Annotated in this window: 8 protein-coding genes; 4 read left to right on the top strand and 4 right to left on the bottom strand. The window is 69.8% G+C overall.

Annotation, left to right across the window (positions count from 1 at the left end; genetic code table 11):
* Nucleotides 1–40 precede the first annotated feature (40 nt).
* Entirely contained in the window at nt 41–1,564 is a 1,524-nt protein-coding gene (locus RS82_RS15835; RefSeq protein WP_045301215.1) for an APC family permease, read from the bottom strand.
* Nucleotides 1,565–1,725: 161 nt separating this feature from the next.
* Here RS82_RS15835 and RS82_RS15830 point away from each other — a divergent pair, with 161 nt between their 5' ends.
* The 4 genes from RS82_RS15830 (at nt 1,726) to RS82_RS15820 (ending at nt 5,001) form a co-directional block, all read left to right on the top strand.
* Nucleotides 1,726–2,643, top strand: a complete 918-nt coding sequence (locus RS82_RS15830) for an AraC-like ligand-binding domain-containing protein (RefSeq protein WP_045301213.1) — start codon at nt 1,726–1,728, stop codon at nt 2,641–2,643.
* Nucleotides 2,644–2,732: 89 nt separating this feature from the next.
* Complete coding sequence (locus RS82_RS15825) at nt 2,733–4,142, top strand: aldehyde dehydrogenase family protein (protein ID WP_045301211.1); 1,410 nt, start codon at nt 2,733–2,735, stop codon at nt 4,140–4,142.
* A gap of 151 nt (nt 4,143–4,293) precedes the next feature.
* The gene (locus RS82_RS21390) at nt 4,294–4,464 is read left to right on the top strand and encodes a hypothetical protein (protein WP_157005639.1); all 171 of its coding nucleotides are present in this window, start codon (nt 4,294–4,296) and stop codon (nt 4,462–4,464) included.
* A 147-nt stretch (nt 4,465–4,611) separates the two neighbouring features.
* The gene (locus tag RS82_RS15820; protein ID WP_211255951.1) at nt 4,612–5,001 is read left to right on the top strand and encodes a DUF5684 domain-containing protein; all 390 of its coding nucleotides are present in this window, start codon (nt 4,612–4,614) and stop codon (nt 4,999–5,001) included.
* 62 nt (nt 5,002–5,063) lie between these two features.
* On the opposite strand, the gene RS82_RS15815 is transcribed toward RS82_RS15820, so the two are convergent.
* The 3 genes from RS82_RS15815 to RS82_RS20790 form a co-directional block, all read right to left on the bottom strand.
* Nucleotides 5,064–6,071 (bottom strand): zinc-dependent alcohol dehydrogenase, encoded by a 1,008-nt coding sequence (locus RS82_RS15815; RefSeq protein ID WP_045301210.1) that lies wholly within the window; start codon nt 6,069–6,071, stop codon nt 5,064–5,066.
* Between the two features lie 69 nt (nt 6,072–6,140).
* Nucleotides 6,141–7,853, bottom strand: coding sequence for an IlvD/Edd family dehydratase (locus tag RS82_RS15810; protein WP_045301208.1), 1,713 nt, complete (start codon nt 7,851–7,853; stop codon nt 6,141–6,143).
* Nucleotides 7,854–7,965: 112 nt separating this feature from the next.
* On the bottom strand, nt 7,966–13,365 hold the full coding sequence (locus tag RS82_RS20790) for a fibronectin type III domain-containing protein (RefSeq protein ID WP_052676879.1): 5,400 nt from the start codon (nt 13,363–13,365) through the stop codon (nt 7,966–7,968).
* Between the last annotated feature and the right edge of the window lie 143 nt (nt 13,366–13,508).

Raw genomic sequence — 13,508 nt, 5'->3', positions numbered from 1 at the left:
TGCTGCAGCATCCGTCGCCCTTCTTGCCGACGCCTGCGGACTACACGCCCACCGGCTCGCTGCCGAGGTGCGGCGCGTCGGCCTCGTCGGCACCGTGGCCGATCTGGCGGTAGACGTCCGGCTTGGCTCTGCGCAGCCAGTACGCCCACAGCACAGCCGCGATCGAGGGCACGAGCAGGATCGCGGGCAGGATGAAGGTCGTGGGCGTCGACTCCGGCTGGCCGAGCAGCACGTCCCAGTTCACGAGGATGAGGATCCAGACGATTCCGAGCGTGACGAGGGCGACGATCGGGGCCACCAGGCGACTGCCTGCGCCGACGTCGCGCCCGTCCCGGCGGAAGAAGCCGATGACGGCGGCCGATACCAGCACCATCAGCAGCACCAGGCCGAAGGCACCGAGGTTCGTGAGCCACGTGAAGAGCGTGAGCACCGGGTAGGGGCCGTTCTCGGGGTTCCAGCCGCTCTCGGCGATCGCGAACCCGATGATCACCACGAGCGCCAGCACCGACTGCGCGAGCGAGCCCGCCCACGGCGCGCCGCTCGACGTGCGCACGGTGCCGAGCCGGCGCGGCAGCACGCCTTCGCGCCCGAGCGAGAACGCGTAGCGCGACACCGCGTTGTGGAAGCTCACCAGAGCCGCGAACAGGCTCGTGATGAAGAGGATCGACATGAGGTCGACCCACAGCACCCCGAGCTGCTCGGCGACGAAGTTGAAGAAGAGCGGCGGACCGGCCTCCTCGGGCGTGATTCCGGTGGGATCGGTGATCTTCGCCGGGCCGACGGCGAGGGCGAGCGCCCACGACGAGATCGCGTAGAACACGCCGATGACGGCGACCGCGAGGAACGTCGCGCGCGGGATGGTGCGCTTGGGGTCCTTCGACTCCTCGCCGTAGATCGCGGCCGACTCGAAGCCCATGAACGCGGCGATGCCGAAGGCGAGCACGGCGCCGACGCCCGGAACGAAGAGCGCGGACGGGGTGATCGGCGCGACGGTGAAGCCCTCGGCGGGGTTCGCGAACGCTGCGACATCGAAGACGATGACTGCCAGGAACTCCAGCGCCACGAGCACACCGAGCACCTTCGCCGAGAGATCGACGCGGTTCACTCCGAGGATGCCGACGACGACGATCCCCAGGATCACCCACACCCACCACGGGCTCGCCCAGCCGGTCTTCGACTCGATGAAAGACGAGATCTGGAAGCCGAACATTCCCCAGATGCCGATCTGCATGGCGTTGTAGGCGATGAGCGCGAGCACCGAGGCGCCGACGCCGGTCGGGCGGCCGATGCCCTGCGCGACGTACGAGTAGAACGCGCCCGCGTTCGTGATGAAGCGGCTCATGGCGGCGTAGCCGATCGCGAAGATCGCGAGCGCCGCGGCCAGCACGATGTAGCCGAACGGGATGCCGTCGACATGCGTGACCGAGTAGGCGCTGGTCACGCCGCCGGCGACGACGGTCAGCGGCGCCGAGGCGGCGATGATCATGAAAGCGACGGCGAGGACCCCGAGGCGGCGATGCGCAGCGGTCCGGGTCGTCGAGGTCGTGGGGCCTGAGGTGGCCATGTGCAGCTCCTTCGATGCTCAGGTCGGGTCGGATCATCGTCCCCAGCCCGGCACATCCGGGATTGACGCCGCGGGCAGAGTCCTTGCCTGTGGGGGCACATCGGGCTTCGGCATGGTAAACTCGCGAATCGTATACGATTCGGCCACAGTGAGGTGAGCCCATGTCAGATGAACCCCTGTCGTTCACGGCGTATCGCCACGCCGTGTCGCACGCGGTCGTCGCGCTCGATGTGCACGCCGAGCAGGACGAGAGCTTCCGCGGTGCGCTCGACGCCGCCGTGGCCGGCGACATCCACGTCTTCGACATCGCCGCCGACGGACACAGCGTCCACCGCACTCCCGGCCTGATCGCGCGCGCACCGCAGCAGTACTTCAAGTTCTCCCTCATCGAACGCGGCACCGGGCTCATCGTGCAGGACGGCCGCGAGATCTCGCTGCGCGCCGGCGACATGGCGATCTACGACACCGACCGCCCGTACTCGCTCCTGTTCGACGAGACGATGCGGATGTCGGTCGTGATGTTCCCGAAGGTCATGCTCGACATCCCCGCCGAGACGATCGGCCGCCTCACCGCCACCCGCCTCGACGGCGCCGGAGGCGTGGGCGCCATGATCGCGCCCTACGTCGCCTCACTCGCGCGCGGCGCCGGCGAACTCGACGCCCACCTCGCACGCCGCATGTTCCGCACCGCCGTCGACATGGTGGGCACGCTGCTCGAGGCCAACCTCGGACGCGAGGCGACGAGCACCGATGCGCACGGCACGCTCCTGCGCCGGGTGCTCGACCACATCGACGAGCACCTCTCCGACAGCGAGCTCTCCCCCGGCCAGATCGCCGCGGCGCACTTCGTCTCGGTGCGTCACCTGCACGCCCTGTTCAACGAGCAGGGCACCACCGTCTCCACGGTCATCCGCACCCGCCGCCTCGAGCGCTGCTATGACATGCTCGTCGACCCGCAGCAGGCGCATCGCTCGATCACCGACGTCGCGCTCGCGAACGGCTTCGTGGATGCGGCGCACTTCAGCCGCACGTTCCGCGCGCACTTCGGCGTGCCACCGAGCGGCGTGCGCCTGGCGTAGCGCGGGCGGTCAAGCAGCCTGCGCGGGCGGTCAACTGCGGCCCGCCGCATCCTCCGACAATCGAGTCAGACCCGATCGAGGAGGATCCCATGACCGTTGCGACGTCGATTCTGGACGCCATCACCGTTTCCGAGACGGAGGGGCGGGCGATTCCGGATGCTGCCACCCGCGAGACGATCGGCTACGCGCCCGTCCACACCGTGGCCGACCTCGACGCCGCCGTCGCCGCCGCACGTCAGGCCCAGCCGGCGTGGAACGCGCTCGGCCACGAGGAGCGCTCTCGCATCCTGAACGCCATCGCCGACGACCTCGAGGCGAACGCCGAGGAGCTCGCGCAGCTGCTGTCGCGCGAGCAGGGCAAGCCGCTCGACGGCCCCAACGCCCGGTTCGAGGTCGGCGCGTGCGCGGTGTGGACCCGCACCGCCGCCGACACCCCGCTCGAGCCCGAGGTGGTCTTCGAGGCAGGCGAGTCTCGTGCCGAGGTGCACTACGACGCGCTCGGCGTCGTGGGTGCGATCGGCCCGTGGAACTGGCCGATGATGATCTCGGTGTGGCAGATCGCGCCGTCGCTGCGCATGGGCAACACGGTCGTGGTCAAGCCCAGCGAGTTCACGCCGCTGTCGGTGCTGGCCCTTGCCGAGGTCTACAACCGGCACCTGCCCGATGGTGTGCTCACGGTCGTCTCGGGCGACCGCGAGGTGGGCGCGGCGATCGCCGGGCACCCCGGCATCGACAAGATCATGTTCACCGGGTCGACCGCGACGGGCCGTCGCATCGTCGAGTCCTCGGCGGGCAACCTCGCGCGCCTCACGCTCGAGCTCGGCGGCAACGACGCCGGCATCGTGCTTGCGGGCACCGACCCCGCCGCGATCGCCGAGGATCTGTTCTGGGGCTGCTTCATCAACACCGGCCAGACCTGCGCCGCGCTCAAGCGCCTCTACGTGCACGACTCGGTGTACGACGAGGTCGTCGACACGCTCGCCGGCATGGCGCTGACGTCGCCGATGGGCCGCGGTCTCGACGAGGGCAACGTGCTCGGCCCGCTGCAGAACGAGAAGCAGTTCGACATCGTCCGCGGACTCGTCGACGACGCGCGCGAGCGCGGCGCGCGGGTCGTCGTGGGCGGCGAGGCCGCGCCCGAGCTCGGCCCGCTGTTCTACCGCGCCACGGTCGTCGCCGACATCGAGGACGGCGCGCGCCTCGTCGACGAGGAGCAGTTCGGTCCCGCCATCCCGGTGATCCGCTACTCCGACGTCGACGACGCGATCCGCCGCGCGAACGCCTCGACGCAGGGGCTCGGCGCCTCGGTGTGGTCGGCCGACGTCGACGCCGCCGTCGAGGTCGCCAAGCGCCTGCAGGCGGGCACCGTCTGGATCAACCAGCACGGCGCGCTGAACCCGATGGTGCCGTTCGGCGGCACCAAGGCCTCGGGCTACGGCCAGGAGTTCGGCGTCGCCGGGCTCAAAGCCGTCGCCGCGCCGAAGGTCATCAGCCGCTGACCTCGTGCATTACGGCCCGTGTCCTGGTGTTTCATCGCACCGTGGACGAGACGGATGCCGCTGTCTAACGTCGTGGCACGGCATCGGGGAGACACATCCCCAGCCGGTTCGGGGGCGCGCCGAGATCCGGCTCGCACGAGAGGAGCACGCCATGTCGTGGACGCACAGCTTCAGCATCGCAAGCCTGGACGACGGGGTTCCGGTCCGCCTCATCGAGGCACGGGATGCCTTCATCGATGCGCAGCGCGCCCTCGAAGCGGCGCGGGACGATCTGCTGGAGGCGCACGCCCAGACGAACCGGCTGTGGGGCACCGGCCGCTGAGCACGGGGCCCGGAGGCGGGACCTCGTCTGGTTCGACAGTTCGTCCGGGTGTCAACGCGAAGGCGGCCCGACCAGGGTCCGGCGCATCTGCGACGTCGGGCTGCGGCGCTCACGGGTCGCACCTCGTGAACCCAATACGCTCAGCGCATGACACTGCTCTCTGACATCGAGCCCATCAGCCAGGGCGTCTCGGCCGGTGCCGTCTTCGGCTACGTGGTCGTCGGCCTGATCTACTGGATCGCCACGATCGCCGCCTATTGGAGGACGTTCACGAAGGCCGGCTACCCGGGATGGCTCGCCATCATCCCGATCGTGAATCTCTTCGTACTCGTCAAGGTCGCAGGGTATTCGGCCTGGCTCGGACTGCTGTGGTTCGTGCCCATCGCCAACATCGTGCTCGCGATCATCGTCGCCTTCCGCAACGGCCGGGCGTTCGGCCACGGGGGCGCGTTCGCGTTCTTCCTGCTGTTCCTGCTCAACCCGATCGGTTACTTCATCACCGGCTTCAGCAACGACACGTACACCAAGCCCGCCTGACCGCCCTCTTTCTCAGACAGCGGACACCCCCGGCCCGCGGCCGGGGGTGTCCGCGTCTGCGGTCACAGCGAGACGTGGAACTTCGGCCCCGGCCCCGCGCCCGCCGGCCGCTCGCCGGCGAGGATCGCGGGCAGCTCCTCGAGGGCGACCGTCGCGGCGATGAGCGGACGCGGATCGACGACTCCCGCGGCGTACGCGTCGATCGTGCCGGCCAGGCCGGGCGAGGCGCTGAGCACGCCGACGGCCGTCACGTCCTTCAGCGCCAGGTCGCGGGTGTCGATGAGGCTCGGCGTGCCGGCAAGGCCGATGTAGACGACCCGCCCGCCCGGTTCGACGAGCTCGAGCGCCTTCGCAGGAAGCTGCGGAGCGTTGGATGCCTCGATCACGGCGTCCCACGGCAGCTGCGGCATCCGTTCCTGCGTCCAGATGTGGTCGAAGCCCAGCGACCGCGCGAATTCGAGCGCGCGGTCGTCCCGGGCGAGCAGGTGGACGTCCGCGCCGGCGGCGCGCGCGAACATCGCGCTCAGGAGCCCGATCGTGCCGGGGCCGAGCACGAGGCAGCGATCGCCTGGACGCAGCGACGCCCCCTGCACGGCGCGAAAGGCATTGCCGCCAGGCTCGACCATGGCCGCCATGGCGTCGTCGACGCCGTCGGGCAGCCGGTGCAGCGACGCGACGGGGGTCGCGACCTTCTCTGCCAGCGCACCGGCCTTCCCGCCGCGGATGCCGAGCTCGAGCCGGTTCTCGCACACGTGCTGGCGACCGTGCTCGCATCGGCGGCACGCGCCGCAGCCCAGCATCGTGTCGCCGGTCACCCGTCGCCCGATCCACGCACGGTCGATGCCGGCTCCGACGTCCGAGACGGTGCCCGTCCACTCGTGGCCGATCCGCATCGGGTAGGCCGCATGACCGGCGTGCAGATACGCCATCTCCCCGGTGAAGAACTCGATGTCGGTGCCGCATATCCCGGCGCGCCGCACGTCGACGACGACCTCGCCTGCCGCCGGCTCGGGGTCGGGGACCTCCTGGATCTCGGCGCGGTGCGGCGCCGTGATCACGAGAGCCCTCATCGCCCCGCCCACAGGTGGGGACGGATGCCGCAGACCCCCGGCCGGATGTCGGGACCCGCGCCCCTCGGCTCAATGGGACTCACGCGTCACCTCCGAACCCGACGCTCCGACCAGGAAGTCGAGGTCGGCGCCGCGGTCCGCCTGCAGCACGTGGTCGACGTACAGCCGCTCCCACCCGCGCCGCGGGTTCGCGTAGCCGTCGACCGTGGCCTGGTTCGGCATCCGGCTCGCCAGTTCGTCGGCCGGCACGTCGAGGTCGAGGCGGCGGTCGCGCACGTCGAGTTCGATCCAGTCGCCGGTCCTCACCAGGGCGAGCGGTCCCCCGGCGGCGGCCTCGGGGGTGACGTGCAGCACGACCGTGCCGTACGCGGTGCCCGACATGCGGCCGTCGCAGATGCGGACGATGTCACGGATGCCGCGCTCGAGGAGCTTGGTCGGAAGCGGCATGTTCGACACCTCGGGCATGCCGGGGTAGCCCTTCGGTCCGCAGCCGCGCAGCACCATGACCGAGTTCTCGTCGATGTCGAGGTCGGGGTCGTCGACGCGGGTCTGGAAGTCCTCGATGGAGTCGAACACCACAGCCCGACCCCGGTGCTTCAGCAGGTGCGGCGATGCCGCCGCAGGCTTGATCAGCGCACCGCCCGGAGCGAGCGAGCCGCGCAGCACCGAGATGCCGGCGTGCGGCTGCAGCGGGGTGTCGCGCGGGGTGATCACGTCCGCGTCCCAGATGCGGGCGTCGTCGAGGTACTCCACGAACGGGCGACCCGTGATGGTGAGGGCCGCGGGGTCGAGCAGGTCGCGCACCTCGCGCATCACCGCGAGGAACCCGCCGGCGCGGAAGAGGTCGTCCATCAGGTACTGACCTGCGGGCTGCAGGTTGACCAGCAGCGGCACCTCGGCGCCGATCCGGTCGAAGTCATCGATCGACAGGTCGATCCCCAGGCGCCCCGCGATCGCGAGGAGGTGCACCACCGCATTCGTCGAGCCGCCGATCGCGGCGAGCGCGACGATCGCGTTGTGGAAGTTCGCCTTCGTCAGGAACGTCGACGGGCGACGATCCTCCGCCACCAGCGCCACGGCGAGCGCACCCGTCGAATGGGCGGCCTCGAGCAGGCGGGCATCCGGTGCGGGTGTTCCCCCGACTCCGGGCACGACGACGCCGAGAGCCTCGGCGACGAGCGCCATGGTCGAGGCGGTTCCCATCGTGTTGCAGTGACCCTTCGAGCGGATCATCGAGGACTCGGACTTCAGGAACATCTCCTCGCTCAGCGTGCCCGCGCGCACCTCCTCCGACAGCCGCCACACGTCGGTGCCGCAGCCGAGCGCCTCACCGCGGAAATGGCCGGTGAGCATGGGCCCTCCCGGGACGACGACGGCGGGCAGATCGACGGATGCCGCGGCCATCAGCAGAGAGGGGATCGTCTTGTCGCAGCCGCCGAGCAGCACCACCCCGTCGATCGGGTTCGCGCGGAGCATCTCCTCCGTCGCCATCGCCGCCATGTTGCGCCACAGCATCGCCGTCGGGCGTACGTTCGTCTCACCGAGCGACACCACCGGGAGCTCGAGCGGGATGCCGCCGGCTTCGTAGATGCCGTTCTTGACAGACTGCGCGACCTCGTTCAGGTGCGCGTTGCACGGCGTCAGATCCGACGCGGTGTTCGCGATCGCGATCTGCGGACGCCCCGTGAAGGCCGAGTCCGGAACACCGCGGCGCATCCACGCCCGATGGATGTAGGCGTTCCGGTCGTCGCCCGAATACCAGTGGGAGCTGCGCAGCGTCACCGTCGACCCTCATCCTCGCCCGCAGCGATCGCGGGCGCTTTCCGCCATCCTGCCGCAAAACACCGCGGGCGGAGACACCCGGAGGTGCTCCGCCCGCGGCGCTCGGGTCGGCCTACTTGGTCACGGTGACCTTGAGCGGGGCGCTCGCCGTCGTGCCGGCGGCGTTCGTGAACTCGACCGTGTAGGTGTACGTCCCCTTGGCCTTGCCCGACACCGGCAGGGTCGCGCGCTGCGCGCCCGGGGTGGCCGCCTTCAGGTCGCCCGCGCCGACCTCGACGCCGTTCTCGAGGAACCGGTACGAGGTGGCGTTGGTGCCCCACCACAGATCGGCGGTCACGGTGTACGACCCGGTGCCGCCGCGTGCGTCGCTCGACAGGACGGGCTTGCCGGGCGAGGCATCCGTCACCTTCACGGTGAGCGGCTGCGTCGCGGTCGTGCCCTTCGAGTTGACCAGCTCACCGGTGAAGACGTACGTGCCGTTGACGAGGCCGGTGATGTCGACGACCGCGCTCTGCGCGCCGGGCGTCATCATCGTGAGCGGCACCTTGGCGACGAGCTCGCCGTCGCGGTAGAGCTTGAACAGCGAGCCGTTCTCGCCCCACCACAGGTTCATCGTCAGCTGGAACGTGCCGTCCTTGAGGCCGGTGTCCCATCCGTCGTTCGACGAGAGCACGCCTTTGGCCGGGACCGTCTTCGCGCCGTCGTTCGAGGCGACCTCCGGGAGGGTGACGGATGCCGTCGCCGCCGACCGCTCGCCCTCGCCGAGAGCGTTCACGCCCGCGACCTCGTACGAGTGGGTCGTGCCGAGCTCGAGCGCCCGGACCGTGCAGCTGGTGCTGCTCGTCTCGCACACCGGGTCGGCGCCGCCCGCCTCGTATACGCGGTACCCCGTGAATCCCGGACCGGTGACAGCCGAGGCATCCCACGCGACCGTGATCGAGGTGTCGCCGGCGAGCGCGGCCGTCACGTTCTGCGGCGCGCCGGGAAGCGTCTCGTCGGCCACGGCGAGCCACGAGATGACCGGCTTCTCGGCGCCGGCGCCCTCGTTGGTGACGAGGTAGTCGACTGTGGCCGGAGCCGTCAGCGTGAAGGTGAGCGGCGCCGCGATCGGCGTGCTCGATCCGGACAGCGGGACGGTGCCCTTGGCGAGCTCCGTGCCGCCGACAGACACCGTCTGGTACATCGCGCGGTTGAGGTTCCACCACTCGGTGAAGCCGGCCGTCAGCGTGTACGTGCCCGCGTCGAGGGGCAGACGGTAGACGAGCTTCGTCGTGTCCTGGTACAGACCCGTCGAGTACTTGTCGTTGATGTCGGTGGTGCCCTTCGTCTTCATGCCGTCGGCGATGTAGCCCCACTGGTCGGCGGCGGTCGAGACCTGGTCCACCCTGTCGTTGCGCAGGCTCACCGAGCCGGCGACGGCGGTGTACTGCGGCGAGGCAGCCCCGCTCGTCCCCGAGTCGATGTAATAGACCAGCGCCGGCGGGATGATCTCGTAACCGGCGATGACGGCCTGATCGGTGTCGGTCAGGCGACCCGTGACGGTGAGCTTGCGGTACACCGTGCGCGGCTGCGCGGCGGAGGCGGCATCCCACTCCACGGCCTTCTCGGAGCCTGCGACCGTCACCGTCTCGGGCAGATCCTCGTCGACGGTCAGCGCGCCCTGCACCCCGACGTCGCGAGGAAGGCTCTGCACGTAGACGAGCGCGAGGCGGGCGTTGTAGCCGCTCGTGCCGTTGGTGCCGAACTCGACGTCGACCACGGCGTCCGCGTCGAGCGTCAGCGCCTGCGTGACCGGCGTGGCCGATCCCGTCGACGTGGCGTTCTTCGTGGTCTCGGTGCCGGCCGCCTTCACCTTGGAGTAGACGTTGGTCGTGAGCCCCGCCCGCGGTGCCTGAACGGCGACGATGTTGTACGAGCCCGCGGGCAGCGTCAGGTGGTAGGTGATCGGCTTGTTGTAGTCGGCGCCGACGTACGACGAGCCCCACTCCGCCGGCGTGCCCGCCGCGATCGTGGTCGCCGTGGTCGAGTAGCCCCACGTCGTGCCCGCCGTCGTGCCGTCCCACTTCTGGTCGCTGGTGTCGTTGAGCAGACCCGGAGCGGATGCCTTCACCGCCGCGTACACCGACCCGGCCGGAGCACCCGTCGCGCCTGAGTCGATGAAGTAGTCGAGATCCGCCGGGACGACGAGCACCGTGGCGCCGAAGCGCTGGTACACGCCCGACGACAGCTTCTCGGTCGATCGGCCGGCCGCGACGAACGTACCCAGCTCGGCGACGCTCTTCGCGCTCGTCGTCGACGCGAGGCTCCACGTGACCTTCGCGTTCGTGCCGGCGAGGTCGAGCTTGGTGGGGAGCGCCCGGTCGGTCGAGGTGATGGTGACGACGCCCAGGTCGAGCACGTCGGCGCTGACATCCTTCGGCACGAGGCCGTCTGCGGCCGCCGTCAGTCGGGCCGCGATCGCCACGGAACCCTCGGTATCGAGGCCGTAGGCCGCCGGGTCGTCGAGCGCGGCGGTCGCGTTCGCCTTGACAGCCGCGAACACCGCCCACGTCTCGGCGCTGTACTCGCCCTCGTCGAGGCCCTTCACGGCGTCGGCCACCGCGGCGAGCGCCGTGGTGTCGGCCTTCGCCGAGTCGGCCGTCGCGGTGACCACGCCGACGGCGTCGACGTTGATCGACGCGTCGTTCGCGGTCTTGATCACGACGGTATGCGGGCCGCTCGACAGACCGCGGAGGATGAACGTGGTGCGCTCACTGCCGGCGGCGAACGTCGGCGCGGCCGTTGCGACCTGCACGCCGTCGACGATCACGTCGAGGGTCGTGGTCCCGGCGTTGGTGCCGATGATGTCCATGCCGGTGCCCGTGAAGGAATACGTCATCGACGCTCCCTTCGCCGTGCTCTTGGAGGCCGTGCGCTGCCACTCGAACATGCCCTGGCCGTTCGCGTGGCTCCAGTTCTTGTCGAACTGCAGCACGGGCACCGAGCGGTCCGCCCAGCTGGTCTGGTGCATCCCGTCGATCATCGCGGCGTAGTACGGCGTGTAGCCGGGCACCGTCTCGATCTTCAGGTTGTCGAACTGCACGAAGTTGAAGCTCGAACCCAGCTGGATGCGACCGGTCGCCTGGGGTGCAGCATCCGTGTACGCCGCGACCTCCATGCCGTTGACGTAAGCCGTGTACACCGACCCGGCCACCTTCACGGCGATGTTGTTCCACACGCCCGCGCCGGTCTTGAACGCCGCGGCGGCGTTGCCCGCCACGGTGCCCGTCGAGAGCGTCGCGCCGAAGCGCATGAACGTCCAGGCGCCGGTCGGGTCGATCTTCAGCTCAGCGGCCGAGACGCTCTGGCCGTTGGCTGTGCCGCCCTGCTCGCGTGCGCCGATGGTCGCGTACTGGGATCCGGATGCCTCGAACAGCACGTCCGAGGAGACCGTGTAGTTCGCCCAGCGGGCGTCGCCGATCGTCGTCTTCGGGTCGCCGCCGTTCCATGCACCCCCGGCCATGCCCGGGCCCACCTGCTGGCGGAGCACACGGTGGTGCGCCGTGTCCGGGGTCGCAACCGACTCGAACGCGCCGTTCGTGTCGTTCGTGTACCGCGGGGTGGCGCCGTTGTCCTCGCTCTGGACGGCAGGCGTGCCGGCGGGCTTCGTCTGGTTGCCGCGGCTGTCGAGGTACGAGACCGTCCCGTCGGAGAGCTCACCGCTCGCCGGGTCGTAGTCCTTGATGTTGCCCTGTTCGGCGTAGTCGAAGTCGTCGGCGTAGAGGACCGCGTCGTCGGTGACGCCGTTGACGTTGCCGCTCGCATCGGTGTCGAGCACGTCGCGGCCCCCGTCGGCGTCGGTGTACTCCTTCGACGACGGCAGCGCGCTGCCGTAGCCGTCCTTCGCCGCGAGCTTGCCGGCCGCACCGACAGTCGCGTGGTCGAGCGTCGTGAACGTGACCGCCGACCACGGCTTGACCGTGACGCTGTACGTGCCGTCGGCGGCGGGGGTGACCTCGCCGACCGGCTTCAGGTAGTTCGCGTCGTACGCCTGGCCGGCGTCGGCCGCCCGCGTCTCCCACACCTCACCGGTCTGGTCGGCGCCGAGGTTCAGGTCCTTGGCGACGATCCGGTAGGTCTTCGTGAACTTCGAGTCGTTGATGATGACGGTCGAGAAGTCCGACGCGTCCGGCGCCGCGAGCGTCGTGTACGACGCTCCGCCCGCTCGCGCGCCGCTCGGCGGGTTGCCCGTGCCGAGCTCGCTGCCCGACGCCTTCGGGATCGCGCGCCAGATGCCGGCAGTGTTGTCGGCGTTCTCCCACCCGAGCTTCGCGAACTGGGTGAAGTGCTCGATGACGGCGAGGCCGCCGTCGTAGTACATCCAGCCCGACCACGGGTCACGGGCGTTCACGAGTTCCTTCGACGAGTACTGGAATCCGTCGTAGAACGAGCCGATCGCCGGCTGGAAGATGTTCATGGTGCGGCGCGACGCGTTGAAGCCGGTCGTGACCCAGTTGCCCATCTCGAGCGCGCTGTTGGTGCCGCCGAACTGCGTGCCGAAGCCGCCCTGCTCGTCGCTCGCGTTGTTGTTCGGGCGGTCGGCGGAGCTGGAGAAGGTCGACTGGCCCTCCGAGTTCCAGACCTCCTTGTCGAGCTGTTCGGCGATCTTCTTCATGTTGCCGGCGCTGTCGTCGGCGCTCGAGTAGTGGAACCCGACGACGTCGACCGCGTCGCGCAGCGACGAGTCGGTGGCCGAGGTCATGGCGTTGCCGAACGAGACCGGCGGCGTGCCGACCGTGTCGGCCGCGATGGTCTGGATGGCGCGGTAGAGGCTCTTCTCCTCCTCCGACGCGAAGCCGTTGTTCGGGTCGGACGCGGTCGCTCCCTCGTAGCCCTTCTCGTCGCCGCGCACCCAGCCCGAGAAGTTCTTGTACAGCTGGATGTTGGGGCTCGAGGTCTCGTTCGTGTCGGGGTTGATCGAGTCGATCATGACCCCGAACTCGCGGTAGGCGGCGAGCACGGTGTTCTTGAACCAGATGTACTGGTCGGCGTCATTCGCGACCCACGCCGGGCGGTTCCAGCGCAGGAGGCTCACGTGCACGTCGCCGTGGGCGACGAGCTGGGCGTCGGCGGCGAGCTGGAAGCCGGGCTCGCGCAGGACGTTGGGGTACTCGTCGCGCGTGCGCATCGTCGATGCGTTCGGGCCGGTCGAGGTGTTGCGGTCGTTGCCCATCTCGATCTTGACCGTGTTCATGATCGGGTGGTCCCCACCGAACAGCGTCTCGATGAGCTCCCAGTACGCGTCGGGATGCTGCGACTTGTAGTCCAGCAGCAGCGCGCTCGTCGAGTTCGCCGACAGCACGCCGAACCCCTTGAACGTGAGGCCGTTCCTGTTCTGCGCGGCGGCCGCGATGTCGGCGCCCGTGACGTTCACGGTGACGGGATCGGCGCCCGCCGCCTGAGCCATGGTCGGCACGGCGAGCGGCGCCGCGACCACTGCAGCGGTCACCACCGCCACCAGCGTCGTGCGCACCCGTCGTGGTCTCCGTCCGTCCTTCGGACGAGGCATCCATCCCTGCGACATCGCAGTCTCCGTTCCCCTGGGGCTCTCCCGTGCGCACGCGGACCCGGACCGGCGTCGACGCACGAGTGGGGCACGACCGCGTGCCCGCAGCG

The sequence above is a fragment of the Microbacterium trichothecenolyticum genome, from assembly GCF_000956465.1.
Lineage (GTDB): Bacteria > Actinomycetota > Actinomycetes > Actinomycetales > Microbacteriaceae > Microbacterium > Microbacterium trichothecenolyticum.
This window is presented reverse-complemented; position numbering and strand designations above follow the sequence as displayed.

Excerpts from the sequence above, each read along its gene's own strand:
- RS82_RS15815 (WP_045301210.1), bottom strand. The coding sequence starts at position 6,071 with ATGAGGGCTCTCGTGATCACGGCGCCGCACCGCGCCGAGATCCAGGAG.
- RS82_RS15820 (WP_211255951.1), top strand. The coding sequence starts at position 4,612 with ATGACACTGCTCTCTGACATCGAGCCCATCAGCCAGGGCGTCTCGGCC.
- RS82_RS15835 (WP_045301215.1), bottom strand. The coding sequence starts at position 1,564 with ATGGCCACCTCAGGCCCCACGACCTCGACGACCCGGACCGCTGCGCAT.
- RS82_RS15830 (WP_045301213.1), top strand. The coding sequence starts at position 1,726 with ATGTCAGATGAACCCCTGTCGTTCACGGCGTATCGCCACGCCGTGTCG.
- RS82_RS15825 (WP_045301211.1), top strand. The coding sequence starts at position 2,733 with ATGACCGTTGCGACGTCGATTCTGGACGCCATCACCGTTTCCGAGACG.
- RS82_RS21390 (WP_157005639.1), top strand. The coding sequence starts at position 4,294 with ATGTCGTGGACGCACAGCTTCAGCATCGCAAGCCTGGACGACGGGGTT.